Origin of the sequence: Catenovulum sp. SX2, from assembly GCF_052056295.1 — a bacterium.
Taxonomy (GTDB): Bacteria; Pseudomonadota; Gammaproteobacteria; order Enterobacterales; family Alteromonadaceae; genus Catenovulum.
Genome location: NZ_CP182493.1, coordinates 4,012,206 through 4,037,210 on the forward strand (window position 1 = coordinate 4,012,206; position 25,005 = coordinate 4,037,210).

Annotated in this window: 25 protein-coding genes; 20 read left to right on the forward strand and 5 right to left on the reverse strand. The window is 39.8% G+C overall.

Annotation, left to right across the window (positions count from 1 at the left end):
• Positions 1-53 precede the first annotated feature (53 nt).
• The 4 genes from mnmA (at position 54) to ACMZOO_RS17010 (ending at position 5,112) form a co-directional block, all read left to right on the forward strand.
• Positions 54-1,157 carry a tRNA 2-thiouridine(34) synthase MnmA gene (gene mnmA / locus ACMZOO_RS16995; RefSeq protein WP_016957793.1) on the forward strand — a complete coding sequence of 368 codons (1,104 nt, stop codon included), beginning with the start codon at positions 54-56 and terminating at the stop codon, positions 1,155-1,157.
• A gap of 17 nt (positions 1,158-1,174) precedes the next feature.
• Positions 1,175-1,807, forward strand: a complete 633-nt coding sequence (gene hflD, locus ACMZOO_RS17000; RefSeq protein WP_016957794.1) for a high frequency lysogenization protein HflD — start codon at positions 1,175-1,177, stop codon at positions 1,805-1,807.
• Positions 1,808-1,819: 12 nt separating this feature from the next.
• The gene (purB, locus tag ACMZOO_RS17005) at positions 1,820-3,187 is read left to right on the forward strand and encodes an adenylosuccinate lyase (protein ID WP_440904481.1); all 1,368 of its coding nucleotides are present in this window, start codon (positions 1,820-1,822) and stop codon (positions 3,185-3,187) included.
• Positions 3,188-3,471: 284 nt separating this feature from the next.
• Positions 3,472-5,112 carry a glycoside hydrolase family 28 protein gene (locus ACMZOO_RS17010; protein ID WP_440904482.1) on the forward strand — a complete coding sequence of 547 codons (1,641 nt, stop codon included), beginning with the start codon at positions 3,472-3,474 and terminating at the stop codon, positions 5,110-5,112.
• Between the two features lie 72 nt (positions 5,113-5,184).
• Here the strand turns inward: ACMZOO_RS17010 and ACMZOO_RS17015 are convergent, their stop codons facing one another.
• Positions 5,185-6,384: a methyltransferase gene (locus ACMZOO_RS17015; RefSeq protein ID WP_440904483.1), complete on the reverse strand. Its 1,200-nt coding sequence runs from the start codon at positions 6,382-6,384 to the stop codon at positions 5,185-5,187.
• A 31-nt stretch (positions 6,385-6,415) separates the two neighbouring features.
• Here ACMZOO_RS17015 and ACMZOO_RS17020 point away from each other — a divergent pair, with 31 nt between their 5' ends.
• The 14 genes from ACMZOO_RS17020 to nqrM all read left to right on the forward strand — a co-directional run bounded on the left by ACMZOO_RS17020 (position 6,416) and on the right by nqrM (position 19,088).
• Positions 6,416-7,039 carry an alpha-ketoglutarate-dependent dioxygenase AlkB family protein gene (locus ACMZOO_RS17020; RefSeq protein WP_440904484.1) on the forward strand — a complete coding sequence of 208 codons (624 nt, stop codon included), beginning with the start codon at positions 6,416-6,418 and terminating at the stop codon, positions 7,037-7,039.
• A gap of 38 nt (positions 7,040-7,077) precedes the next feature.
• Positions 7,078-7,395 carry a BolA family protein gene (locus ACMZOO_RS17025; RefSeq protein ID WP_440904485.1) on the forward strand — a complete coding sequence of 106 codons (318 nt, stop codon included), beginning with the start codon at positions 7,078-7,080 and terminating at the stop codon, positions 7,393-7,395.
• Between the two features lie 63 nt (positions 7,396-7,458).
• Positions 7,459-7,965 carry a TRAP transporter small permease subunit gene (locus ACMZOO_RS17030; protein ID WP_440904486.1) on the forward strand — a complete coding sequence of 169 codons (507 nt, stop codon included), beginning with the start codon at positions 7,459-7,461 and terminating at the stop codon, positions 7,963-7,965.
• Positions 7,965-9,338, forward strand: a complete 1,374-nt coding sequence (locus ACMZOO_RS17035; RefSeq protein ID WP_440904488.1) for a TRAP transporter large permease — start codon at positions 7,965-7,967, stop codon at positions 9,336-9,338. Before ACMZOO_RS17030 ends, ACMZOO_RS17035 begins: the two co-directional genes overlap by 1 nt.
• Before the next feature lie 19 nt (positions 9,339-9,357).
• Positions 9,358-10,476 carry a TRAP transporter substrate-binding protein gene (locus ACMZOO_RS17040; RefSeq protein WP_440904490.1) on the forward strand — a complete coding sequence of 373 codons (1,119 nt, stop codon included), beginning with the start codon at positions 9,358-9,360 and terminating at the stop codon, positions 10,474-10,476.
• 32 nt (positions 10,477-10,508) lie between these two features.
• On the forward strand, positions 10,509-11,693 hold the full coding sequence (gene fabV, locus ACMZOO_RS17045; protein ID WP_440904492.1) for an enoyl-ACP reductase FabV: 1,185 nt from the start codon (positions 10,509-10,511) through the stop codon (positions 11,691-11,693).
• Positions 11,694-12,015: 322 nt separating this feature from the next.
• Complete coding sequence (locus tag ACMZOO_RS17050; protein ID WP_440904494.1) at positions 12,016-13,350, forward strand: Na(+)-translocating NADH-quinone reductase subunit A; 1,335 nt, start codon at positions 12,016-12,018, stop codon at positions 13,348-13,350.
• Position 13,351: 1 nt separating this feature from the next.
• On the forward strand, positions 13,352-14,551 hold the full coding sequence (locus ACMZOO_RS17055) for an NADH:ubiquinone reductase (Na(+)-transporting) subunit B (protein WP_440904495.1): 1,200 nt from the start codon (positions 13,352-13,354) through the stop codon (positions 14,549-14,551).
• Entirely contained in the window at positions 14,544-15,323 is a 780-nt protein-coding gene (locus tag ACMZOO_RS17060) for a Na(+)-translocating NADH-quinone reductase subunit C (RefSeq protein ID WP_440904497.1), read from the forward strand. The genes ACMZOO_RS17055 and ACMZOO_RS17060 overlap by 8 nt, the downstream gene beginning before the upstream one ends.
• A 3-nt stretch (positions 15,324-15,326) precedes the next feature.
• Positions 15,327-15,953 carry an NADH:ubiquinone reductase (Na(+)-transporting) subunit D gene (locus tag ACMZOO_RS17065; RefSeq protein WP_016957807.1) on the forward strand — a complete coding sequence of 209 codons (627 nt, stop codon included), beginning with the start codon at positions 15,327-15,329 and terminating at the stop codon, positions 15,951-15,953.
• A 9-nt stretch (positions 15,954-15,962) separates the two neighbouring features.
• Complete coding sequence (gene nqrE / locus ACMZOO_RS17070; protein ID WP_440904498.1) at positions 15,963-16,571, forward strand: NADH:ubiquinone reductase (Na(+)-transporting) subunit E; 609 nt, start codon at positions 15,963-15,965, stop codon at positions 16,569-16,571.
• Between the two features lie 25 nt (positions 16,572-16,596).
• Positions 16,597-17,829, forward strand: a complete 1,233-nt coding sequence (gene nqrF, locus ACMZOO_RS17075; protein WP_016957809.1) for an NADH:ubiquinone reductase (Na(+)-transporting) subunit F — start codon at positions 16,597-16,599, stop codon at positions 17,827-17,829.
• Positions 17,830-17,844: 15 nt separating this feature from the next.
• A complete protein-coding gene (locus tag ACMZOO_RS17080) occupies positions 17,845-18,864 on the forward strand; it encodes an FAD:protein FMN transferase (RefSeq protein ID WP_440904500.1) in 1,020 nt (339 codons plus the stop codon).
• Positions 18,865-18,875: 11 nt separating this feature from the next.
• Positions 18,876-19,088: a (Na+)-NQR maturation NqrM gene (gene nqrM / locus ACMZOO_RS17085; protein ID WP_440904501.1), complete on the forward strand. Its 213-nt coding sequence runs from the start codon at positions 18,876-18,878 to the stop codon at positions 19,086-19,088.
• Between the two features lie 426 nt (positions 19,089-19,514).
• Here nqrM and ACMZOO_RS17090 read toward each other — a convergent pair whose 3' ends face one another.
• Genes ACMZOO_RS17090 through ACMZOO_RS17105 form a run of 4 tightly spaced genes read right to left on the reverse strand, consistent with a single transcriptional unit; the run spans position 19,515 to position 22,995 of the window.
• Entirely contained in the window at positions 19,515-19,973 is a 459-nt protein-coding gene (locus tag ACMZOO_RS17090) for a MarR family winged helix-turn-helix transcriptional regulator (RefSeq protein ID WP_440904503.1), read from the reverse strand.
• Between the two features lie 18 nt (positions 19,974-19,991).
• Positions 19,992-21,857 (reverse strand): 1-deoxy-D-xylulose-5-phosphate synthase, encoded by a 1,866-nt coding sequence (gene dxs / locus ACMZOO_RS17095; protein ID WP_440904504.1) that lies wholly within the window; start codon positions 21,855-21,857, stop codon positions 19,992-19,994.
• A gap of 8 nt (positions 21,858-21,865) precedes the next feature.
• On the reverse strand, positions 21,866-22,750 hold the full coding sequence (locus tag ACMZOO_RS17100; protein WP_440904505.1) for a polyprenyl synthetase family protein: 885 nt from the start codon (positions 22,748-22,750) through the stop codon (positions 21,866-21,868).
• Entirely contained in the window at positions 22,750-22,995 is a 246-nt protein-coding gene (locus ACMZOO_RS17105; RefSeq protein ID WP_440904506.1) for an exodeoxyribonuclease VII small subunit, read from the reverse strand. Before ACMZOO_RS17105 ends, ACMZOO_RS17100 begins: the two co-directional genes overlap by 1 nt.
• 216 nt (positions 22,996-23,211) lie before the next feature.
• Here ACMZOO_RS17105 and pomA point away from each other — a divergent pair, with 216 nt between their 5' ends.
• Together pomA and ACMZOO_RS17115 are read left to right on the forward strand one after the other, a co-directional pair.
• Positions 23,212-23,973, forward strand: a complete 762-nt coding sequence (gene pomA / locus ACMZOO_RS17110) for a flagellar motor protein PomA (RefSeq protein WP_016957817.1) — start codon at positions 23,212-23,214, stop codon at positions 23,971-23,973.
• Entirely contained in the window at positions 23,973-24,902 is a 930-nt protein-coding gene (locus ACMZOO_RS17115; RefSeq protein WP_440904507.1) for a flagellar motor protein MotB, read from the forward strand. Before pomA ends, ACMZOO_RS17115 begins: the two co-directional genes overlap by 1 nt.
• The last annotated feature ends 103 nt before the right edge of the window (positions 24,903-25,005 follow it).

The window sequence follows — 25,005 nt, forward strand, 5'->3', positions numbered from 1 at the left end:
GATAAAGGGTGATAGAATAGCGCCCCATTTTTAGCTGCGAGTATTTTTATTTCATGTCAGACAATCAAAACAAAAAAGTTATTGTAGGAATGTCAGGTGGTGTTGATTCATCTGTATCTGCTTATTTGTTACTTCAACAAGGATACCAAGTTGAAGGTTTGTTCATGAAAAACTGGGAAGAAGACGACACAGATGAATACTGCGCAGCTGCACAAGATTTAGAAGACGCTCAAGCCGTAGCCGACAAACTTGGCATTGAATTGCACACAGTTAATTTTGCTGCAGAATACTGGGACAATGTATTTGAATACTTTTTAGCCGAATACAAAGCGGGCAGAACGCCTAACCCAGATATCATGTGTAACAAGGAAATTAAGTTTAAAGCCTTTTTAGAATTTGCTGCTGATGCTTTGGGCGCTGACTATATAGCCACAGGTCACTATGTACAACGCCGCCAAGATGAAAATGGCAAATGGCAAATGTTACGCGGTTTAGACAATAACAAAGACCAAAGCTACTTTTTATATACCTTAGCCGAGCAACATGTTGCGCAAACTTTATTCCCAGTTGGTGGTTTAGAAAAACCAGAAGTACGCAAAATTGCTGAAGAGCAAGACTTAGTTACAGCCAACAAAAAAGATTCAACCGGTATTTGTTTTATTGGTGAGCGTAAATTTAAAGATTTCCTTCAGCAATATTTACCAGCACAGCCGGGTGATATTGAAACTGTTGATGGCGAAGTTATTGGTCGTCATGAAGGTTTAATGTACCACACGCTAGGCCAACGCAAGGGGCTTGGTATTGGCGGTATGAAAAACTCCGGTGATGAGCCTTGGTATACAGTTGATAAAGATTTAGAGCGTAACGTGCTGATTGTGGCACAAGGCAGTAAACACCCAAGATTATTCTCAAATGGCATGATTGTTAATCAAAGCCACTGGGTTGATCGCGTCGGTCCTGGCGAAGAATTTAGCTGTACCGTGAAAACACGTTATCGCCAGCAAGATATTGCCTGTTCGGTTAAAAAACTGGATGAAGAAAATTATCAAGTGATGTTTGATGAGCCAGTTGCTGCGGTTACACCAGGGCAGTCAGCGGTATTTTATGCGCAAGAAGTCTGTTTAGGCGGCGCAATTATTGACAGTTTAATTCGGTAACTAATTCGGTAACTTTGATGTCAGACGTATCTTACGAACAAACATTAGCGTTAGCAGGCGTTTGCCAAGCCTGTGCTTTGGTGCAAAAAATTGCCCGTAAAGGTGAAATGGACGACGCACAATTAACCACTATGCTAAACAGTGTGTTAAATACCAACCCAGCGGATACAGTTGATGTTTACGGCGAGCTGGCTAATTTAAAGCCGGGTTTAACCAATATTCATGATCAGTTAGGCCATCAAGCGCAAGTGAAAGATGCTGAGTTAACCCGTTATGTGTTAAGTGTATTAACCCTTGAACGCAAGTTAGCAAAGAATCCACAATCATTGCGTAAACTTGGCCAGCAAATAGATGCAATGGAAACTAAACTAGCACATTATGATTTATTGCATGATGTTGTGGTAGAAGGATTTGCCGGTATATATAAAGATGTAATCAGTCCACTCGGCCCGAAAATTCGTGTCATGGGCAACCCAAATTTATTACAACAGCGTTTAGTGCAAAATAAAGTACGCGCGCTGTTGCTTGCTGCGTTGCGCTCAGCTGTGCTTTGGCGTCAGCTAGGTGGTAAAAGACGTAATATTTTATTTAGAAGACAAAAATGGGTGCGTTTTTCGGCGCACGCACTTCAACAAATATCCAATATTTAACAGGAGATTTCGATGGAATTATCCAGCTTAACTGCGGTTTCACCAGTTGATGGTCGTTACGGTAGTAAAACAACTGAACTTAGATCAATTTTTAGTGAGTTCGGTTTAACTAAATACCGCGTAACGGTTGAAGTGCGTTGGTTACAAAAATTATCAAAAATTGCCGGTATTAAAGAAGTACCTGAATTTTCAGCTGAAGCAAATACTGCATTAGACGAAATTGTTGAATATTTCAGTGAAGCAGATGCTGCTCGTGTAAAAGAAATCGAGCGCACAACTAACCACGACGTTAAAGCGGTTGAGTACTTTTTAAAAGAAAAAGTAGCGAATATTCCTGAATTACACGCGGTTACTGAGTTTTTACACTTTGCTTGTACCTCAGAAGATATCAACAACACTTCTCACGGTTTAATGTTACGCGAAGCGCGTGACACAGTAATTTTGCCTTACATTGATAAAATTTTGGCTGAATTACACCGTATGGCGAAAGAATATCGTGACGTTGCTATGATGGCGCGTACTCACGGTCAGCCAGCTTCACCTACCACTATGGGTAAAGAAATGGCTAACGTTTATATGCGTTTAAAGCGTCAACGTGATCAAATCGCCAAAGTAGAAATTTTAGGTAAAATCAATGGTGCAGTAGGTAACTACAACGCACATTTATCAGCATACCCTGAATTAAACTGGCATGAAATCAGTGAAGAGTTTGTTACTAGCATAGGTTTAACTTGGAACCCGTACACAACTCAAATTGAGCCACACGATTATATCGCTGAGTTGTTTGATGCTGTTGCACGTGCAAATACCATCATTTTAGATTTCGACCGCGACATTTGGGCTTACATTGCGTTAGGTCACTTCAAACAAAAAACTATTGCTGGCGAAATTGGTTCATCAACTATGCCGCATAAAGTTAACCCAATTGATTTTGAAAACTCAGAAGGTAACTTAGGTTTAGCCAACGCAATTTTTGATCACTTAGCGGCTAAATTGCCAGTTTCTCGTTGGCAGCGTGATTTAACAGATTCAACTGTATTGCGTAACTTAGGTGTAGGTGTTGCACACACAATTATTGCTTATCAAGCAACGCTTAAAGGTATCAGCAAGTTAGAAGTTAACGAAGCTAGCTTCTTAGCTGAACTTGACCAAAACTGGGAATTATTGGCTGAGCCAATTCAAACAGTAATGCGTCGTTATGGTATTGAAAAACCATACGAGAAGCTTAAAGAGTTAACCCGTGGTAAACGTGTGGACCAAAAAGCTATGGCTGAGTTTATTGATGGTTTAGCTATGCCTGCGAATGAAAAAGCTCGCCTTAAAGAATTAACGCCAGCTAAATACATTGGTGATGCACAAAAATTAGTAGATTTACTTTAATTTACTAATAGCTGTAATAATTTAACAAGGCAAACATACGTTTGCCTTGTTTTTATCAAATTAAATTTCCTCCATTTTCCTGCCTAGTCGCTCTAGTGTGATTCGCTATTTTCTTTTTGCGCTATCGTTAAATAACCAAGCCGTTATTTATTAAACAAGATTGGTAATTGTATAAAATATGTATATACTTACCAAGTGCTACCGGTGGCATTGTTGCTAAATATATAAATATAACTATGTTTAGAGTGTTGTTGGTATAGGTTTGCATGGAATGCAGTTAAATTATGCAATTCAATATAGGTAATTTCTTGTCTATGAATAAATTATTAAAACTGGCGCTCAATGGTGGGGTAGTTGGTTTATCACTAGCGATTTTCAGCGCCCAAGCATCGAATGTTCGATTACACGCCGAATACGAAAAATTATTGCCGCCAGAGCCAAGTTTCCCAACTAAAGTTTGTAGCGAATTAAAAGCCAACCTCAAGTATGTTAATTGGGTATTGCCTGACGAAATTGATCATGATCCAAAAAACTCAAGTCCAGATTCTGAGCGTTTACAGCAGGCATTAGATAATTGCCCTAAAGGTCAAGCGGTTAAATTAGTTAAACACAATGGCAATAATGGTTTTTTGACCGGGCCAATTGAAATTCCTTCTGGTGTCAGTTTGTGGATCGAAAAAGAGGTTAAGTTATTTGCCTCGCGTAGCCCTGCCGATTATGACTTAGGTGATGGCGTTTGTGGTGACGCACTACCAAAAATTAAAAATCGCTGTAAACCTTGGATTTACGCCAGCAAAACAGAGAATAGTGGTATTTATGGTGAAGGGACAATAGATGCCCGAGGCGGTGCTATTTTAACTTCAGGCAAGCGTGCTTACCAAACTACTTGGTGGGATCTGTCGATGCAAAGCAAAGCTAAACCTAAGCTTGAGCAAAACAATCCGCGTATGTTGCAAATAGACGATGCGAAAAACTTTACTTTCTACAAAGTAGGTTTACAAAATGGTGGTAAATTCCACGTTGCAGCAAAAAGAGCTGATGGATTAATTTTCTGGGGCATTAAATTGTTAACCCCTTCACTGGCGTATACAGTACCGGGTTACAAATGTGCTGAAGAAGATATGCCAAGACCAGGTAAGTTAGATAAACCAAGTACTTGTTTTATCCCTGAATTGGTGAAAAACACTGATGGTATCGACCCTGGTGCAAGTAAAAACGTTACTCTTGCTTATTCGTATATCAGTACAGGTGATGACAATGTTGCGATTAAATCAGGTAAAGAAACTGACAGACCTGCAACAGAAAACCATTTATACGCACACAATCAGTTTTATTATGGCCATGGCATGTCGATTGGCAGTGAAACTGATGCGGGTGTTAACAATATCAAAATTTGGGATTTGACGTTAGATGGTATGGATAGTGGTCATGGCGTTGGTATTCGGATTAAATCGGATGGAAAACGTGGTGGTGATATCACTAATGTAACATACGATAATGTGTGTATGCGCCGAGCTAAAGATTCTATGGTTTTCACACCTTATTACAGCTCAACTAAGAAGGATAACTTACCGCCGAAAATGGAAAACATTGTTGTACGTAATTTTCGATACGTAGATTACCCAGATGCCAAATATAATGAGTCGTTAGTAAATGTTAGTGGATATCAGTCTAAGCATTTAATTAACCCGTTAAAACTTACTTTAGATAATGTGGTTTACGATACGAAACCTGAAATTCGTGACAATAAACATTATAGCCACCATCACATTGAATATACCTTTGGGCCGAATCCAGTGGTAAATTTCCCTGTGCGTGAGCAGGCTGATATTAAGGTTTTTGATAAACAAACTAAACAGGCGAAAGCGATAGACTGTCCTGACAGTCGTTTTGAACCTTATCCGGCACCGGATTCACCCTTTTAGTTTAAACTTCCGTATTCATAAGGTCAGGGATATGCTCTGACCTTATACTTATTTTGCTCAGGTCAATCCGAGCTAACCATTGGCTTTTAATACGACAAACCTTTTATCTTGTGCCACAAGTTGACTGGAACCAAAAATTTCATTTAAGCGTTTGCCATAACCTAAATGGGCATTGCCAACAATACTGAGCTTGCCGCCTTCAGCTAAACACACTTTACTCTGGTTAAACATTTGCATCGCAATATGATCGGTGATGGTTTTTTGTTGATGGAAAGGAGGGTTACATACAATCCAATGTGCTTTTTGCTCGACATCAGCTAAACAGTCATTCCAACAGGTTTTTATTTTGATATTGTTAAGATTATTTTCTTCGAGTGTTTTAACCGCTGACTCTATCGCCATATATGACTCGTCAAACAAATGGATAACTAATTCGCCAGCACAGTTATTTTGCCGAAACGAATTAGCAATGTAAGCGGATAAAATACCATTGCCGCAAGCCAAATCAAACACATGTGTTTGTGTTGGCTGAAAGTCATGCGGTTTTGCCGGAAGGTGAGGTAGGAAAAATGCCGCGCCCATATCTAAACTACTGCGTGAAAACACATTCGGCGCGTTATAAATAGTTAAACCATTATCTAACTGCCAAGTTTTCCAATACGAGTAAGATGAATAAGGTGACGGCTGTTTCCCTGATGCTCTAATAGTTCGGGATTTTTTTACCGCTAAACCCACATCCACTTGTTTAAAGTAGCGATTAAATAACTTAACTACTTTGTTATTTATCTCAGTCGCTTTAGCCGCTGCAATAACTTGTACATCATCAGCTGCTACCTGATGAATTTTATCCAAAATAGCTTCAAGGAAATCTAAGTTTTTGGGAATTTTGATTAGATAAACTTGCTCTGCTGTTATCTTGTTTAAGTCATTTAAACTGCTGCCAAGTGGGGTGATTGTTAAATCAGTTTTTGCTGAATTATCTGAATTTAGCTGTAGATTTTGTTGGTAAGCTAAATGGGCTATTTTTGAGTCGCTATAAAAGCTAATTGGTGCTGACGTTACACTTTGCAAATGCAAGCTTATAGCGCCAAATTGGTCATTGACAACTAATGTACTGGCATTAGTTTGTGTTAGAATTGGCAAAGCTGTTTCTGCCAATAAAATATCAGCACTGTCCCATGCCTGAAGTGAAGAGCGAACATCCTGTTTAGGATAGCGCCAGAGCGTTAATGGGCATTGTTCAACTGGGTAGTTATGATTATCTTGCGGCATATAAGAATTAAGTAAACACTGGATATATAAATTGACGCTATTGTATCAAGGCCAAGAGCATGAACAAGTAATACATCCGCATAAGCTACAAATGCGCAATGCGGACGTCAGTTATTATTCAAACTTAATTAGCCATGATGCGGCAGATTTATGGTTCGAATGGTTGAAAGACAAACTCGCTTGGCAACAAGCGCACATTACTGTTTACGGAAAAACGCATCCAATACCAAGGTTGCAAGCATTCTATGCGGCTAAACCGTTAAAATACAAATATTCAGGTGAAACCTTCACTGCTGATATTTGGCCTGCTGAATTGGCGCAATTAAGAGATTTAGCTGAACAAACTTGTGGTGCTAAATTTAATTGTGTTTTGGCCAATTATTACCGCAACGGCCAAGATACTATGGGATGGCATGCTGATGATGAAGCTGAATTAGGCAAACAACCGACCATTGCATCTTTTACTTTTGGTTGTGAACGAGAATTCTTGTTTAAACATAGGTTATCTGGTGAACAACAAAAAGTGACCTTGCAGCATGGTAGCTTGTTGATTATGGCAAGAGACACCCAAGAGTTTTGGTTTCATAGTTTGCCTAAACGGACAAAAATTACAGATGGGCGCATCAATTTAACGTTCAGATACATATACCAGTAGTTTGTGTATACCGGTGACAAAAATTAGAGACGTAAAAAATGACAACAGATCAAATTATCTTCGATAAATTAAAACAGAGATTTAATCCAATTGAGTTGGATGTTCAGAATGAAAGCCATATGCACTCTGGGCCAGCGACAGATTCACATTATAAAGTTATCATTGCTGCAGACGAATTTGCCGGTAAAAGACTGATACAGTGTCACCGTGCAGTTAACGAATGTTTAGCCGAAGAGCTGGCAGGTGTTGTCCATGCTTTATCTATCCACACTTATTCGGTTGAAGAATGGCAAAGTGGAAAAGTAAACGTACCTTTGTCGCCAAAATGTTTAGGTGGAAGCAAGTCGGACAAGTAGTGGCAAACTCGCAATTTGGTCAACCTTGGGTATAATGCGCGCAAAAAATAAAATGGAATCAAAATGCTTTTGCACATAAGCAATAAATTAGACGCCTTTTCTGAAACCTGCGGCAATATTGTTGCTTGGTTTGCAACTCTTATTGTTGTGTTAATGGCGGCGATTGTTTTTCTTCGTTATGGTTTTTCAGTTGGCTCAATTGCTGCTCAAGAACTTGTGTTGTATCTGCATTCTGCATTATTTCTATTAGGCTCAGCTTACACGCTTAAACACAACGAGCACGTTAGGGTTGATGTGCTTTATACAAAATTTACTCCGCAGAAAAAAGCTTTGGTTAATCTATGCGGTAGTGTGTTGTTATTATGGCCTGTGGTTATTGCAATCGCGGTATACAGCTGGCAATACGTTGCAGATAGCTGGATGATAATGGAAGGTTCAGTGGATGCTGGTGGTTTACCGTTTGTGTTTTTATTGAAGAGTTTTATTATCGCATTCTGTGTGTTTTTCTTTGTGCAAGGGCTAAGTGAAATCCTTAAGAATATCGCAGCGATAACAGAGGGCAACGCATAATGGAATATTTGTCTTTAGTTCTTTTTGTTGCTGTCTGTTTAGTTTTACTGACGGGTTATCCTGTTGCTTTTGCCCTAGCTGGAACATCACTCATTTTTGCTTTCCTCGGGTCTTTTCTCGGTGTCTTTGACACTGCTTTTATGCACGCATTGCCAAGCCGCATATTTGGCATAATGAATAATCAAACCTTGCTCGCTGTGCCTTTATTTGTATTTATGGGCGTGGTGTTAGAAAAGTCTAAAATTGCTGAAGAGCTACTAATTTCAATTTCTCAGTTATTTTCGCGTTTTCGTGGCGGTTTAGCCATAGCTGTGGTTATCGTTGGGGCATTGCTCGCAGCAAGTACTGGCATAGTTGGTGCGACCGTCGTTACTATGGGCTTGTTGTCTTTACCTGCTATGCTCAAACAAAAATACAACCCCTCAATTGCCTGTGGCAGCATTTGTGCTGTAGGTACTTTAGGGCAGATCATCCCACCATCTATTGCGCTGGTTTTACTTGGTGATGTTATTTCAAATGCATTTCAGCAGTCTCAACTGGATATGGGGATCTTTTCTCCAGAAACGGTTTCAGTAGGTGATCTATTTGTCGGTGCAATCGTCCCTGGTATTTTGTTGGTTGTACTCTACTTAGTTTATTTATTGGCGGTAGCTTGGTTTAAGCCTGAATATTTACCTGCCTTTGATAGCAAAGAAAAAGTAAAACTAGGTCAGCTAATTAAAGCCGTTGTACCTCCGATATTGCTTATAATTATCGTACTAGGCTCTATACTCGCAGGTTTTGCCACACCAACTGAGGCCGCTGCAATAGGTGCTTTCGGTGCACTTATTTTGGCGCTAGCTAAAGGTGCGCTTAATATTAAAATGCTTACAGCGGCAAATAAAGCGACATTAACATGTACCTGTATGGTGTTTTTGATTTTAATTGGCGCATCGGTTTTCTCCTTGGTATTTCGTGGGTTGGGTGGTGAAGAGTTAATTGAATCCGTATTTGAAAGCCTACCAGGCGGTGTATTTACCGCCATGTTGCTGGTAATGGTTATTCTGTTTCTACTAGGTTTTATTCTCGACTTTATTGAAATTACTTTTGTGGTAGTGCCTATTGTTGCACCTGTTTTACTGTCAATGGGGCTTGATCCGGTTTGGTTAGGCATTATGATAGCAATCAATTTGCAAACGTCGTTTTTAACACCACCTTTTGGCTTTGCATTATTTTATTTACGTGGCGTGGCTGATAAAGCAATTAAAACCACACAAATATATAAAGGTGTGGTGCCATTTATAATTATTCAGTTATTTGTCCTAGTTGCATTGGCGATATGGCCTGAATTAGCGACCTGGTTGCCATCTGTTGTTTACGCTGATGGTTTTTAGTTTAGTTAGGTAGGAAATAATGAAAAAAATTACCATAGGATTGGTTGTTGCGCTAACAACCTTGTTATCTGCGTGTTCAAAAGACGACGCAAGTGGTACGAGTGCTGCGGCACAACAAAAATATAAGTGGAAAATGGTCACAACTTGGCCAAAGAATTTTCCGGGTTTAGGCACAACGCCACAAGATTTTGCCAACAATGTTGAAAAAATGTCTGGTGGTCGATTAAGCATAAAGGTATATGGTGCCGGTGAAATGGTCCCAGCTTTGCAAACCTTTGACGCGGTAAAAAGTGGTGCTGCACAAATGGGCCATGGCGCTGCCTATTATTGGAAAGGTAAAATTCCTGCTGCACAGTTTTTCACAACCATTCCTTTTGGTATGAATGCTCAAGAAACTAATGGTTGGTTTTATCACGGTGGTGGTAATAAATTATGGAAAGAAGCCTATGAGCCATTTGGCTTAATTCCTTTCCCTGGTGGTAACACAGGTGTGCAAATGGCTGGTTGGTTTCAAAAAGAGATCAACAGCTTAGCTGACTTTAACGGTTTAAAAATGCGTATTCCAGGTTTAGCGGGTGAAGTGGTAGCTGATTTAGGTGGGATTCCAGTGCAAATGCCGGGTGGTGAGTTATTTAGTGCGATGCAAAGTGGTGCGTTAGACGCAGCTGATTGGGTGGGCCCATACAATGACTTGGCTTTTGGATTATATAAAACTGCACCTTATTATTATGTAACTGGCTGGCAAGAGCCTGGCGCTGCTTTAGAATTTATCGTAAATAAAGAGGCTTTTGAGCAGTTACCTGCTGATTTACAAGCCATTGTTGAAATTGCTACAGAAGCGGCCAATGCAAACATGCTTGCACTATACACAGCTAAAAATAACGAAGCTTTGCAAAGCCTAAAAGAAAAAGGTGTGCAAATTCGCAAATTCCCGACTGATGTTATAGAAGCGCTTAAGGCGTCTAGTCTTAAATCAGTTAAAAACTTGGTTGCTAGTGACGAGATGGCGCAAAAAATATTTGCTTCTTACCAAAGATTTTTAGCACAATCCTCAGAATATCACGCGTTAACCGAACAAGATTATTTTCACAATAGAAATGGCATCGATTGGGCACAAGCTCAAGCTGTGCAGAAATAAATTTAGCTAGATAATAGAATAGGATTATACATATGGTTATTAAACCAAAAGTACGTGGTTTTATTTGTACAAATGCACACCCAGTTGGTTGTGAAGAATCAGTAAAACGCCAAATTGAATATGTAAAAAGCAAATCGAATCCTGAAGGACCAAAAAATGTGTTGGTTATTGGTTCATCAACTGGTTATGGTTTGGCTTCACGTATCACAGCAGCATTTGGCAGTGGTGCTAAAACTTTAGGTATCTTTTTTGAAAAAGAGCCTACTGAGAAAAAGTGTGCGAGTGCGGGTTGGTACAACACTGCGGCATTCAATAAATTCGCTAAAGAAGCGGGTTTATGGGCTAAAAACATCAATGGCGATGCGTTTTCACACGAAATCAAAGCAAAAGCAATTGATGTAATCAAAAAAGAACTCGGCAAAATTGATTTAGTTATTTATAGCTTAGCTTCACCACGCAGAACAGATCCTGACACTGGTGAAGTTTATTCTTCAACTTTAAAGCCTATCGGCCAAACAGTTACCACTAAAAACTTAAATACTTCAAAGCGTGAAATCGACGAAGTTACAGTTGAAGCTGCTAATGAAGCAGAAATTCAAGGCACAATCGACGTTATGGGTGGTGCTGATTGGGAATTATGGATCAAAGCATTACAAGAAGCTGACGTATTAGCTGAAGGTTTTAAAACAACTGCTTATACATATATTGGTAAAAAACTAACTTGGCCTATTTATGGTCATGCAACAATTGGTAAAGCGAAAGAAGACTTAGACAGAGCAGCTGCTGCAATTAAGCAGTCTACTGATGGTTTAAGTGGTGAAGCTTATGTAACTTCACTAAATGCAGTTGTAACTCAAGCGAGCTCGGCAATTCCAATTATGCCTTTATATATTTCTGCTTTATTCAAAGTAATGAAAGAGCAGGGTACTTATGAAGGTGTTATTGAACAAATTCAAGCTTTATTCTCTGAAAACTTATATGGTGAAAATCCGCGTTTTGACGAAGCCGGTCGCTTAAGCCAAAACTACAAAGAATTAGAAGATAAAGTACAAGATGCAGTGCAAATTATTTGGGATTCAGTAACAACTGAAACAATTGATGATTTGACTGACTACATCAGCTATAACCGAGAATTTTTACACTTATTCGGTTTTGAATACGATAATGTTGATTATGACGCTGACGTTAACCCGTTAGTTGAGTTAGATCTTGAATAATTGACCTTTAATCAGTAAATCTGGTTTTGTTAATAAAGGGCGTTTTATACGCCCTTTATTTTTGCAGATTTAAAAAAGTATAAAAAAACAGCAATTCCCTCTGTTTTCAAATTGTCAATTTGAAAAATTTAACCTAATCTCAATCAAATCAGTATTTTTCGTGGATACATGGTGTAAAACAATGTTAAAATCCGCGGGTTTTATATATAGCTGTAAATAGCGACAAGAGCAAAGAAGCTAATCATTTGAAATTAGCTCGATAGCGCTAAAGCGAACCATATTCCAAATTTCGTTTTAAACCTTAAAAACAAGTGCAATGAGTATGATAACTATCAAGAAAGGCTTGGATGTTCCTGTTTCAGGAACTCCACAACAAGCAATATCTGACGGCAAAGCCGTCACAAGAGTTGCTATCCTTGGTGAAGAATACATTGGCATGCGTCCTACTATGAGCGTCCGCGTTGACGACGTAGTAAAAAAAGGACAGGTTCTTTTTGCTGACAAAAAGAATCCCGGTGTACAATTCACTGCGCCAGCAGCAGGGGTAGTTAAAGAAATCAATCGTGGTGCTAAACGTGTTTTACAGTCTGTTGTTATTGAGATTCAAGGCGACGACAAAGTAGAATTCGCTAAAACAGCTGCGGATCAACTTGGCTCATTAGAGCGTCAACAAATTGTTGATACTTTAGTTGAATCAGGTTTATGGACTGCCTTAAGAACGCGTCCATTCAGCAAAATCCCAGCAGTAGATGCCACTCCTTCTTCATTATTCGTTACGGCAATTGATACCAACCCATTAGCAGCTGATCCTGCGGTTGTATTAAAAGGCCAAGAAGAAGACTTCAAAAACGGTTTAGCATTACTTGCTAAATTGGCTCCAAAAACTTTTTTATGTAAAGCTTCAGGCGCAGATATTCCTAGCGTTGATGGCGTGCAAGTAGAAGAGTTTGGTGGCGTGCATCCAGCTGGTTTAGTGGGAACTCATATCCACTTCTTAGACCCAGTGAGCATGGAAAAGCAAGTTTGGCACATTAACTACCAAGACGTAGTTGCTGTAGGCCAATTGTTTACCACTGGTGAATTGCCAAATACACGTGTTGTTGCTTTAGCAGGTCCTGCGGTTAACAATCCTCGTTTAGTTAAAACGCTAGTTGGCGCAAGCCTAGAGCAATTAACTGACGGTGAAGTTGCAGACGGTGAATTACGTGTGATTTCTGGTTCAGTATTAGCTGGTCACGATGCGGGTGGTGTACATGGTTATTTAGGCCGTTACGCAACACAAGTTTCTGTATTAGCTGAAGGTCGTGAAAAAGAATTGTTTGGTTGGATTGCACCAGGTGCAAGCATGTTCTCAATCACTCGTGCGTATCTTTCTCACTTATCTCCAAGCAAGTTATTCAACTTCACAACAACAACTCGTGGTTCTGACCGCGCTATGGTTCCAATCGGAAACTATGAGCGTGTTATGCCACTAGATATCATCCCAACTTTATTGTTGCGTGATTTGGTTGCTGGCGACGTTGATTCAGCTCAATCTTTGGGTTGTTTGGAATTAGACGAAGAAGATTTAGCACTTTGTACTTTCGTTTGTCCAGGCAAATACGACTATGGTTCGATCTTGCGTTCACGTTTAACGCAAATCGAGAAGGAGGGCTAAGATGGGTTTAAAGTCCTATTTAGAAGAAATTGAGCCGTTATTTGAAAAAGGCGGTAAATATGAAAAGTGGTATGCGTTGTATGAAGCAGCTGCAACTATTTTTTATACGCCAGGCTTAGTGACTAAAGGTCGTACTCACATTCGTGACAGTATCGATCTTAAGCGCATCATGATCCTTGTATGGATGATGACTTTCCCTGCAATGTTTTACGGTATGTACAACATTGGTTTACAAGCAGAAGCTGCAATTGCTGCTGGTGCTGGTTTACCACAAACTTGGCAAGTTGATTTATTCACTGCATTAGGCGGAACGCTAGAAGGCAGCGGGTGGGGCGGTAAAATGTTCTACGGTGCTATGTTCTTCTTACCTATTTATGCGGTTACTTTCGCTGTTGGTGGTTTCTGGGAAGTATTATTTGCTTCAATCCGCAAACATGAAGTAAACGAAGGTTTCTTCGTAACTTCAGTATTATTTGCATTGATTTTGCCAGCAACAATTCCTTTATGGCAGGTTGCTTTAGGTATCACTTTTGGTGTGGTAATTGGTAAAGAAGTATTTGGTGGTACTGGCCGTAACTTCTTAAACCCTGCATTAGCGGGCCGTGCATTCTTATTCTTTGCTTACCCAGCTCAAATCTCTGGTGATGCGGTATGGGTTGCTGCAGATGGTTTTTCTGGTGCTACTTTATTGAGCCAAGCTGCGCAAGGTCAATTAGACTATGCATTAACTGGCCAATGGTGGGATGCATTCTACGGTAATATCGCAGGCTCTATGGGTGAAGTTTCAACTCTAGCTATCTTAATCGGTGGTTTAGCGTTAATTTACTTCCGCATTGCTTCATGGCGTATCGTATTAGGTACTTTTGCCGGTATGGCGATTTTCTCTACCATGTTTAACTTGATTGGTAGCGATACTAACCCATTATTTGCTATGCCTTGGTACTGGCATTTAGTAATTGGTGGTTTTGCATTCGGTATGATGTTTATGGCAACTGATCCAGTATCAGCTTCATTCACCAACCAAGGTAAATGGGCATACGGTATTTTGATTGGTTTCATGGTGGTTATGATCCGTGTAGTTAACCCTGCATACCCAGAAGGTATGATGTTGGCTATCTTATTTGCGAATGTATTCGCGCCATTATTTGACCACTTCGTTGTATCTGCAAACATCAAGCGGAGGTTAGCACGTAATGTCTAAAGGAAATGATTCAATCAGCAAAACGCTGACGGTTGTTATTTCACTTTGTTTGGTCTGTGCGATTATTGTTGCGGGTTCTGCGGTTGCGTTACGCCCTCAACAAGAAGAAAACAAAGCATTAGATAAACAAAAAAATATTCTATTAGCAGCTGATTTATTACCAGCAGGCGCAACTGCTGCGGAAATTAAACAGCGCTACAAAAACTTAATTACTGCAAAAGTTGTTAACTTAGAAACAGGCGAATACGTTGATAGTATTAATGCAGATACTTTCGACCAACGCGCGTCTGCTAAAGAGCCTAGTACTTCTATTACTTTGACTCAAGACCAAGACGTAGCAAGCATTAAACGTCGTTCTAACAATGCAGTGGTTTATTTAGCGAATAACGAGCAAGGCGAGTTTTTAAGCTATGTATTACCGGTTCATGGTTATGGTTTATGGTCAACAATGTACGCATTTGTTGCGGTAAAACCTGATGCAAATACTATTATCAACTTAAACTACTATGAGCAAGGTGAAACCCCTGGCTTAGGTGCTGAAATTGAGAATCCTAAATGGAAAGCAATTTGGGTTGGTAAGAAAATTTACAACGACCAAGGCGAAATGTCTATCGAGATTGTTAAAGGCGAAGCACCTAAAGGTACTGAGCACAAAATCGATGGTCTATCTGGTGCGACTCTAACAAGTAACGGTGTGCAATTCACATTCGATTTCTGGTTAGGCGAGCTAGGTTTCAAAAAATACCTAGAAACACAGCGTCAAGGAGCATAATTCATGGCTAAAAGTAGCGAAGCTCAAAAGGTTCTATTTGGACCGATTTTTGCGAACAACCCAATTGCATTGCAAGTATTGGGTATCTGTTCTGCATTAGCTGTAACAAGTAAAATGGAAACAACCATTGTAATGTGTATCGCGTTAACTTTTGTTACTGCGTTCTCAAGCTTGTTTATATCTATTATTCGTAATCATATTCCATCAAGCGTACGTATTATCGTGCAAATGACCATTATCGCTTCATTGGTAATCTTGGTTGATCAGTTATTAAAAGCTTACGCATATGACATCGCTAAACAGTTGTCAGTATTCGTTGGTTTGATCATCACTAACTGTATCGTAATGGGTCGTGCAGAAGCGTATGCGATGAAGAGTCCGCCGTTTATGAGTTTCTTAGACGGTATTGGTAACGGCTTAGGTTATAGCGTTGTATTAATCACTGTTGGTGTTATCCGTGAACTATTTGGTTCTGGTAGCTTATTCGGTGTTGAAATTTTACCACTTGTTTCAAACGGTGGTTGGTATCAACCTATGGGCTTATTGTTAATGCCACCTAGCGCTTTCTTCATCATTGGTTTATTCATCTGGGTTTTACGTACTTTCCGTAAAGAACAGGTAGAAAAATAAGAGGCTGAGATGGAACATTATATAAGTTTATTCGTTCGCGCAGTTTTCATTGAAAACCTTGCGTTAGCTTTCTTCCTAGGTATGTGTACTTTTTTAGCGGTTTCTAAGAAAGTAACAACAGCTTTCGGCTTAGGTGTTGCTGTAGTCGTAGTACTAGGTATTTCAGTACCAGTTAACCAAGTTATTTATGCTAACTTGTTAGCACCAGGCGCTTTAGCTTGGGCTGGATTCCCTGAAGCAGATTTAAGCTTCTTAAAATTCTTAACGTTTATCGGCGTAATCGCGGCATTAGTACAAATTCTAGAGATGCTTTTAGATAAGTACTTCCCGGCTCTATACAACGCATTGGGTATTTTCTTACCACTTATTACTGTTAACTGCGCTATCTTCGGTGGTGTGGCTTTCATGGTAGAGAAAAACTATAACTTTGCTGAAAGTGTTGTATTCGGTATCGGTAGTGGTGTTGGTTGGGCTTTAGCTATTACTGCATTAGCTGCTGTACGTGAAAAAATGAAATACTCTGACATTCCTGATGGTTTGAAAGGCTTAGGTATTACATTTATTACAGTAGGCCTGATTGGTTTAGGCTTTATGTCATTCTCTGGCGTATCACTATAATCCAGAGCAAGTAGAGGAATAAACCGTGAATTTAACAGATATTTATTTAGGCGTTGCAATGTTTATTGTTATGGTACTTGTACTAGTAGCAATAATCTTATTTGCAAAATCAAAATTAGTAAGTAGTGGCGATGTCACTATCTTAATTAACGACGACCCAGACAAAGCGATTACTGCTAAGCCAGGTTCTAAATTACTTGGTGCTTTGGCTGATGCTGGTATCTTCGTATCATCTGCGTGTGGCGGTGGTGGTTCTTGTGGCCAGTGTCGTGTAGACGTAAAAGAAGGTGGTGGTGAAATTCTACCGACTGAGCTTGACCATATTACTAAAGGTGAAGCGCGCGAAGGTTGTCGTTTATCATGTCAGGTTGCTGTTAAAAATGACATGAAAATTGAACTTGAAGAAGAAATCTTCGGTATTAAAAAGTGGGAATGTACTGTTATTTCTAACGATAACAAAGCAACTTTCATTAAAGAATTGAAACTTGCTATTCCTGAAGGTGAGGTTGTACCTTTCCGTGCCGGTGGTTATATTCAAATTGAAGCACCAGCTCACCATGTTAAATATGCAGATTTCGATATTCCTGAAGAGTATCGTGCAGACTGGGAGCGTTTTGGTTTCTTCAAATTAGAATCTAAAGTTGATGATGAAACAATCCGTGCATACTCTATGGCTAACTACCCAGAAGAGCATGGCATTATTATGTTGAACGTGCGTATTGCTACGCCGCCGCCAAACAACTTGTCACTACCTTGCGGTAAGATGTCTTCGTACATTTGGAGCTTAAAAGAAGGTGATAAAGTAACTATTTCTGGTCCATTTGGTGAGTTCTTCGCTAAAGATACTGATGCAGAAATGGTATTCGTAGGTGGTGGTGCAGGTATGGCGCCAATGCGTTCACATATCTTCGACCAATTACGTCGTATTAAATCTTCTCGTAAGATGTCTTTCTGGTACGGTGCGCGTTCTAAGCGTGAAATGTTCTATGTAGAAGATTTCGATATGCTTGCTGATGAAAACGACAACTTCCAATGGCATGTTGCGTTATCTGATCCACAACCAGAAGATAACTGGACTGGTTACACAGGCTTTATTCACAACGTTCTTTATGAAAACTATTTGAAAGATCATGAAGCACCAGAAGATTGTGAATTCTACATGTGTGGTCCACCAATGATGAATGCCGCAGTAATCGGCATGTTGAAAGACTTAGGTGTTGAAGACGAAAACATCTTGTTGGACGACTTCGGTGGTTAATCGGATTCATTATTAATGAAGATGATGTTAAAAATATGGCTAGCCCTTTTTGGGCTGGCCTTTTTTGTTTCTTGTACAGAGCAAAATAAAGACCTAGGCGTACATTTACAAGGTAGAACCATGGGGACTACTTATAATGTGCGTTATTATCCTAAACAGCCTATCGACTCCAAATTAGTTCAAGATAAAATTGATCAGAGTTTGCTGCAGTTAAATCAGCAAATGTCGACCTATATTCCTGACTCGCAAATAAGCCAATTTAATAAAACTCAATCAACCGAGCCGATGCAAATCGATGCTGGTTTTGCTTATGTTGTTGAACAGGCAATTAAACTTGCTAAATTAAGCCAAGGTGCTTTGGATGTTACCGTTGGTCCACTCGTTAATTTGTGGGGCTTTGGGCCAGATAAAAAACCGACACAATTACCTTCGGACGAGCAACTTAGTCAGATAGCAGACTATGTTGGCATTGAGAAGTTATTGTTGAACGGCAATCAGCTAACTAAACTTGATCCAAGACTCAAAGTTGATTTGTCAGCAATTGCCAAAGGTTATGGTGTAGATGTTGTTGCACAAGTGCTCGAATCTTTGTCGATCACCGACTATTTAGTCGAAATTGGCGGGGAAATGCGCTTAAAAGGGCAAAAGCCTGCTGGGCAATCTTGGTTGGTGGCTATTGAAAAACCTCAGTCAATAGAGCGCAGTGTGCAACAGGTTTTGAATGTTGGTGACAATGCATTGGCGACATCTGGTGATTACCGAAATTATTTTGAGCAAGATGGCATTCGTTATTCGCATACAATTGACCCAATTACAGCTAAACCAATCACGCATAAATTGGCTTCTGTGTCTGTAGTTGCAGAAAATTGTACGTTAGCCGATGGTTGGGCGACTGCATTGAATGTGCTTGGTCCAGAAAAAGGTTATCAGTTGGCGTCTGATTTGGGACTTGCTGTGTATTTAGTGATAAAATCTAACGATGGCTTTGAGATTAAATATACCAAAGCATTTGAGCCGTATATTGTACAATTTTAGTGGGTATTGAAATGACAACTTTTTTATTAGTTTTTGCTGCTTTTTTGATTATTGTTTCTGCTATGGCGGTAGGTTACATTTTTCAGAGAAAATCAATTTCTGGTAGTTGTGGTGGTTTAGGTTCGGTTGGCATTGATAAAGTTTGTGATTGTGATGATCCTTGTGACAAACGCAAAGCTAAAATGAAGCGTGATCAAATGTTAAATGAGAACCGAATTATTTAGTCGTTCAAAATTAGTTTATTCTCTAGTATCTGTTAACTGAAAGTCGTTGCAGGTCCGGCTGTATTGAACATTGCGCTGAAACGTCCGTGCTATATATAAAAAGCCCTTGGGCATAACTTTCGCAAAAACGCTGCAAGTACATCCATGTAAGCTTCGCTTTTTCATCCCTGAAAAAGAGATTTTGCTCTAAGTTATTGCCCAAGAACTTTCTTAAATTTGGTTTCGCTTTAAAGTTGTGCTCTTCTTTGTTCGTCTCAATTTCTAACCTTTTCAATCCAATTTTTCTCGAATTTAAAAGTTAATAGCTTAGTAGTAAATATATTGCGCGGAACAATTTAATAATAGTGCGTAAGCAGTGGAAGGTAAGAATCTATAACTATTCTAATCGATAAAATAGATATGTTTTTAAGCTAAACTTTCGACAAACTACCCATTTAACTTTTCAACAATTCTAAGCAAATTATCGTCTAGTTGTTTAATTGCATTCATCAAAACCATGTGTTCGTTTTTACTTATGCCTTTCATCATAGGTTGGCTGATGTTGCTCAGGGCCTTGTTTAGTGCAACTAAAACTTCTTTGCCTTGTGGCGATATTTTAATTATGGCTTTGCGTTTGTTGTCTGGTACGACACGGCGGATTATCCAGTTTTTACCGCTGAGCCAGTCAAGTAGGCGGGTAATGGCGGCTTTGTCTTTACCGGTTTTTTTAACCAATTCACCTTGTTCAATGCCAGTTTCTGGTATTAGGTTTAATAAAAAGTAAGCTTCTGGGGTTATGTCATATCCGGTGTTTTTAAACACGCTTTTTAGCATGCTTTTCATATTAAAGGCGAGTTGATGGACTTGATAACCTAAGGTTTTTTCAATATCAATTTGTTTATCCATTACAACTGCCTATAAATATTATTGAGCTTGGTAGCGATTGATTTGCGCCAATATACCTTGCTCGTCTAACTCAAGTAATTGATAAATCTCAGCTTGGCTGCCGTGTTTAACAAATTCGTCAGGTACGCCTATTTGTAAAACTTGTTTGGCGATTTTGTGTTTGGCTAATACTTCTAATACGGCAGAGCCTGCACCACCTTGAATGCAGTTGTCTTCTACCGTGACTAACAAATCATGTTGCTCGGCAGCTTCGATAATTGCCTGTTCGTCTATTGGTTTAACAAAACGCATATCCCAATAACTGGCATTAAGTGTTTCCGCTGCTTTTTCAGCGAATTGACCTAAGTGACCGAAGTTTAGAATCGCTATTTTTTGTCCTGTGCGTTTCTTATGCGCTTTGCCAATTTCTAGCAGGCTCATTTCACAGTTAATATCAACTTGTGGGCCTTGACCTCTTGGGTAGCGAACAACCGCAGGTAAATTCGCTTGATGACCTGTGTAGAGCATTTGGCGACATTCATTTTCATCGCTCGGGGTCATTACAATTAAATTAGGGATAAAGCGTAAAAAGCTTATATCAAATGTACCTTGATGCGTTGGACCGTCTGCACCAACGATACCAGCGCGATCTACTGCAAATAACACAGGTAATTTTTGTAGTGCTACATCGTGGATCAGTTGGTCATAGCCGCGTTGTAAAAAGGTCGAATATATTGCAACAACGGGTTTTAGCCCTTGAATAGCCATGCCTGCTGCTAATGTCACAGCATGTTGCTCTGCTATAGCTGTATCAAAATACTGTTTTGGGTATTCACGCGAAAACTTAACCATACCAGAGCCTTCACGCATTGCAGGCGTGATTGCCATTAGTTTGTCGTCTTTTTTCGCCATATCACACAACCATTGACCAAATACTTGAGAGTAGGTGGGGGATTGTGGTTTTTTACTCGGTAATTCTGATTTAGTTAAATCGAATTTAGGTACAGCGTGATAACCAATAGGGTCTTGCTCTGCAGGGTGATATCCTTTGCCTTTTTTGGTCACTATATGTAAAAACTGCGGGCCTTTGAGGCTACGCATGTTTTTTAAAGTTTCGACTAAACCTTGTACATCATGCCCATCAATTGGGCCTATATAATTAAAGCCAAGTTCTTCAAAGATAGTACCTGGTGCTATCATGCCTTTTAAATGTTCTTCAGCTTTGCTTGCCAGCTCTTTAATGGGCGGTAAACCACTTAATATTTTTTTACCACTTTCTCTGAATGATGTGTACACAGAGCCTGATAATAGTTTGGCTAAATGCTGATTAAGCGCACCAACATTTTCTGAAATAGACATGTCGTTATCATTTAAAATAACTAACATGTTTTTCTTTAAATCGCCTGCATGATTCAAGGCTTCAAATGCCATACCTGCTGTAATAGCGCCATCGCCTATAATGGCAACAGCTTGGCGGTTTTTCTTTTCTTTTTCTGCCGCTATTGCAATACCCAAAGCGGCGCTAATTGAAGTTGATGAATGACCAACACTCAAAGTGTCGAATTCACTTTCTTCACGCCATGGGAAGGGATGTAAGCCATTTAACTGGCGAATAGTATGAATTTGCTCACGGCGACCGGTTAATATTTTGTGTGGATAAGCTTGATGACCAACGTCCCAAATAATTTGGTCAAACGGCGTGTTATAAACATAGTGCAGCGCTACGGTTAACTCAACTGCACCTAATCCTGAAGCAAAGTGCCCACTGCTTTGACTGACACAAGCCAACAAGTATTGGCGTAATTCATTAGCAACTGCTGGTAGCTCAGATACCGGCATGCTGCGTAAATCTTCTGGTTCGTTTATCAGCCTAAGTAAAGGGTATTTGTTAATATTAATAGTCATGAGTGCCGTTAGTGTTTGCGTTGTACTATAAATTGAGCAAATTCAAATAGAGTTTGTGTATTGTAGGGAAGATTATCAATTTGCTCTAGTGCATTCTGATATACTTGATCCGCTTTTTGTATCGCTTGTTCCAAACCTAAAATACCTGGGTAGGTGCTTTTATTAAGTTTTTCGTCTGAACCTTGCGGTTTTCCAAGCATTTCAGTGGTAGAAGTTACATCCAAAATGTCATCTTGAATTTGAAAAGCTAAACCAATGTTTTTAGCGAAATTGTCCAGTTTAATCTTTTCAGATTTATCCATAGCTGGTTTACAGGCCGTTGCCATATTTACAGCTGCGCGTAATAAGGCAGCGGTTTTCAGCAAATGAATATTTTCTAATTGCTCAACTGTTAGTTGTGTGTTTTCACCTGCTAAGTCCAACGCTTGGCCGCCGCACATACCGTGGTAACCTGAGCGGTTCGCCAGTTCTTGCATCCAGCTAACTTTTATTTCAGCGCATACATCTGCATTAGCGATTAATTCAAAAGCTAAAGTTTGCAGGCTATCTCCGGCTAAAATGGCCGTAGCTTCATCAAATTGAATATGACAGGTTGGTTTGCCGCGGCGAAGCTCATCGTCATCCATAGCCGGTAAATCATCGTGGACAAGCGAATAACTATGTATGCACTCTAATGCGATTGACGCTGGTAACAAAGTTTTATCGTCAATATCTAGCATTCGACCCACAGTATGCATTATGAAAGGACGGACACGTTTACCGCCGTTGCTAACACTGTATTGCATCGCTTGGTGAAGTTTATCCGCTATGTTTTGGTCTATATGCGCAAATGCCTTGTCTATCTCGGCATTAAACCAAGTTTGAAATTGTTGCAGCTGGTCGAATAGGCTCATTATTCTAAATCTTCAGGTTTACACTCAACCATTTCTATATGGTCGTCTTTTTGCTGCAATATTTTTATTTTTTGTTCTGCTTGCTGCAATTTTTGTTGGCTTGCTCTAATTAATGCAACACCACGTTCATATTGTTTTAGTGCATCTTCAATAGATTGTTGCCCATCGTCCATTACATTGACGAGTTGTTCTAATTCTTGAATACTTTCTTCTAGCGACATATTTTCTGGTTTTTTCGCGGCCATATTGTTTCTCAAGTTGCTAGTTTGTTAAAGCCGCTAATTTTAGCCTTAAATAAGCTAATGCCAAAGCAACAATTGTGTTTTTACGGCTTGCTTGAGTTATTTTTAACCAAAGTGACACTATTTAGATATTAAGCAAATGAAAAAACTAAATATTTTGCTGGTATTGTCGATAATTGAGTTAAAATAAATATAAATCACCTGTTTGGGAGGCGAATAGTGGATCTAGCAACGGTCGTTGGGATAGTAGGAGCAGTTGGCTTTATTGTAATGGCGATGATGCTTGGTGGCGATTTGGGCATGTTTGCCGATGTACCATCTGTATTAATCGTTTTCTGTGGATCTTTATTCGTTGTTTTGTCTAACTTTACTATGGGGCAGTTTTTTGGCATTGGTAAAGTTATGGGTAAAGCTTTCATGTTTAAGATTGAAACCCCAGAAGAGCTTATCCAAAAATCAGTTGAAATGGCTGATGCTGCACGTAAAGGTGGTTTTTTAGCATTAGAAGAAGCACAAATTGATAATCCCTTTATGCGTAAAGGGGTTGATATGTTGGTAGACGGCCATGACGGCGATGTGGTTAAAGCAACCCTTTCTAAAGACATTGAACTAACAACCGAGCGCCATGAAGCTGGTGTTAGTTTACTCAAGGCTTTAGGTGACGTAGCACCTGCTATGGGTATGATAGGTACGCTTATCGGTTTGGTTGCTATGTTATCAAACATGGACGACCCGAAAGCGATAGGTCCTGCAATGGCGGTTGCGTTATTAACAACTTTGTACGGTGCGTTTTTATCTAACGTTATAGCATTACCGCTTGCAGCTAAACTTCAACTTAGAACCGAAGAAGAAAAATTAAATCAGTTATTAATTTTGGATGCCATTCTTGGTATTCAAGACGGGCAAAACCCTAGGGTAATTGAAGGGGTACTTAAAAACTACATCGCTGAATCTAAACGCTCCGTCGGGGAGGAAGCCTAATGGCGGATGATTGCCCTCCGTGCAAGAAATGCCCTCCCGAAGGTTTACCTGCGTGGATGGGCACCTTTGCGGATTTAATGTCGTTGTTGATGTGTTTCTTCGTATTGCTGTTAGCATTCTCAGAGATGGATGTGCTTAAATTTAAGCAGATAGCAGGTTCTATGAAATTTGCATTTGGTGTGCAAAATAAACTTGAAATTAAAGATATTCCTAAAGGTACTTCTGTTATAGCGCAGGAGTTCCGCCCTGGTAGACCTGATCCAACGCCAATTGAAACCATACAACAGCAAACCGTTGAAATGACCCAGCAAACTTTAGAGTTTGAAGCAGGCGATGAAGATTCATCTGGTGGTCGCCAAAAACAAAGGGGTGACCAACGTGGTGGTACGGCATCGGATACAGCTAATCAACAATCTTCTACTGCTGAATCCACGTCAAGTGCCGAAGAAATCAGCGAACTCGTTAAGAAAATAGCCCAACAGTTAGAACAACAAATTGTTGATGGCGCGATTGAGTTAGAATCCTTAGGCCAACAAATTATTATCCGCATTCGTGAAAACGGCGCGTTTCCGTCAGGCTCTGCGTTTTTACAGTCGCAATTTAAACCTATTATTCAACAGGTCGCTAAGTTATTAACTCAAGTGCCAGGCGAAATTACCGTTTCTGGTCACACTGATAACCAAACCGTCACCTCAGAATTATATGCGTCTAATTGGGAACTATCGAGTAAACGTGCAGTAGCCGTTGCGCATGAGATGGTTAGAACACCGGGTTTTGATCCTAATCGTTTAATTGTTGTTGGTCATGCTGACACTCGTCCGCTCGTGCCAAATAATACTTTGGAGAATCGTCGCCGTAACCGTCGTGTTGAAATTGCGATTATGCAAGGCAAAGCGAAAGAATCTGATCCTATTACAGTTTCGCCTTAACTCCGCACAACAGTCTCTATCATGTGCAGCCAATCAATGGCTGCATTTTGTTATTCAATCTGCCGGACAAACTCTGTATAATCGCCAGCCTTTTAGTCGCTAC

What these genes read in the sequence shown, in the direction of transcription:
- mnmA (WP_016957793.1), top strand. Translation starts at nt 54, where the DNA reads ATGTCAGACAATCAAAACAAAAAAGTTATTGTAGGAATGTCAGGTGGT.
- hflD (WP_016957794.1), top strand. Translation starts at nt 1,175, where the DNA reads ATGTCAGACGTATCTTACGAACAAACATTAGCGTTAGCAGGCGTTTGC.
- purB (WP_440904481.1), top strand. Translation starts at nt 1,820, where the DNA reads ATGGAATTATCCAGCTTAACTGCGGTTTCACCAGTTGATGGTCGTTAC.
- ACMZOO_RS17010 (WP_440904482.1), top strand. Translation starts at nt 3,472, where the DNA reads ATGCAATTCAATATAGGTAATTTCTTGTCTATGAATAAATTATTAAAA.
- ACMZOO_RS17015 (WP_440904483.1), bottom strand. Translation starts at nt 6,384, where the DNA reads ATGCCGCAAGATAATCATAACTACCCAGTTGAACAATGCCCATTAACG.
- ACMZOO_RS17025 (WP_440904485.1), top strand. Translation starts at nt 7,078, where the DNA reads ATGACAACAGATCAAATTATCTTCGATAAATTAAAACAGAGATTTAAT.
- ACMZOO_RS17030 (WP_440904486.1), top strand. Translation starts at nt 7,459, where the DNA reads ATGCTTTTGCACATAAGCAATAAATTAGACGCCTTTTCTGAAACCTGC.
- ACMZOO_RS17035 (WP_440904488.1), top strand. Translation starts at nt 7,965, where the DNA reads ATGGAATATTTGTCTTTAGTTCTTTTTGTTGCTGTCTGTTTAGTTTTA.
- ACMZOO_RS17040 (WP_440904490.1), top strand. Translation starts at nt 9,358, where the DNA reads ATGAAAAAAATTACCATAGGATTGGTTGTTGCGCTAACAACCTTGTTA.
- fabV (WP_440904492.1), top strand. Translation starts at nt 10,509, where the DNA reads ATGGTTATTAAACCAAAAGTACGTGGTTTTATTTGTACAAATGCACAC.
- ACMZOO_RS17050 (WP_440904494.1), top strand. Translation starts at nt 12,016, where the DNA reads ATGATAACTATCAAGAAAGGCTTGGATGTTCCTGTTTCAGGAACTCCA.
- ACMZOO_RS17055 (WP_440904495.1), top strand. Translation starts at nt 13,352, where the DNA reads ATGGGTTTAAAGTCCTATTTAGAAGAAATTGAGCCGTTATTTGAAAAA.
- ACMZOO_RS17060 (WP_440904497.1), top strand. Translation starts at nt 14,544, where the DNA reads ATGTCTAAAGGAAATGATTCAATCAGCAAAACGCTGACGGTTGTTATT.
- ACMZOO_RS17065 (WP_016957807.1), top strand. Translation starts at nt 15,327, where the DNA reads ATGGCTAAAAGTAGCGAAGCTCAAAAGGTTCTATTTGGACCGATTTTT.
- nqrE (WP_440904498.1), top strand. Translation starts at nt 15,963, where the DNA reads ATGGAACATTATATAAGTTTATTCGTTCGCGCAGTTTTCATTGAAAAC.
- ACMZOO_RS17080 (WP_440904500.1), top strand. Translation starts at nt 17,845, where the DNA reads ATGAAGATGATGTTAAAAATATGGCTAGCCCTTTTTGGGCTGGCCTTT.
- nqrM (WP_440904501.1), top strand. Translation starts at nt 18,876, where the DNA reads ATGACAACTTTTTTATTAGTTTTTGCTGCTTTTTTGATTATTGTTTCT.
- ACMZOO_RS17090 (WP_440904503.1), bottom strand. Translation starts at nt 19,973, where the DNA reads ATGGATAAACAAATTGATATTGAAAAAACCTTAGGTTATCAAGTCCAT.
- dxs (WP_440904504.1), bottom strand. Translation starts at nt 21,857, where the DNA reads ATGACTATTAATATTAACAAATACCCTTTACTTAGGCTGATAAACGAA.
- ACMZOO_RS17100 (WP_440904505.1), bottom strand. Translation starts at nt 22,750, where the DNA reads ATGAGCCTATTCGACCAGCTGCAACAATTTCAAACTTGGTTTAATGCC.
- ACMZOO_RS17105 (WP_440904506.1), bottom strand. Translation starts at nt 22,995, where the DNA reads ATGGCCGCGAAAAAACCAGAAAATATGTCGCTAGAAGAAAGTATTCAA.
- ACMZOO_RS17115 (WP_440904507.1), top strand. Translation starts at nt 23,973, where the DNA reads ATGGCGGATGATTGCCCTCCGTGCAAGAAATGCCCTCCCGAAGGTTTA.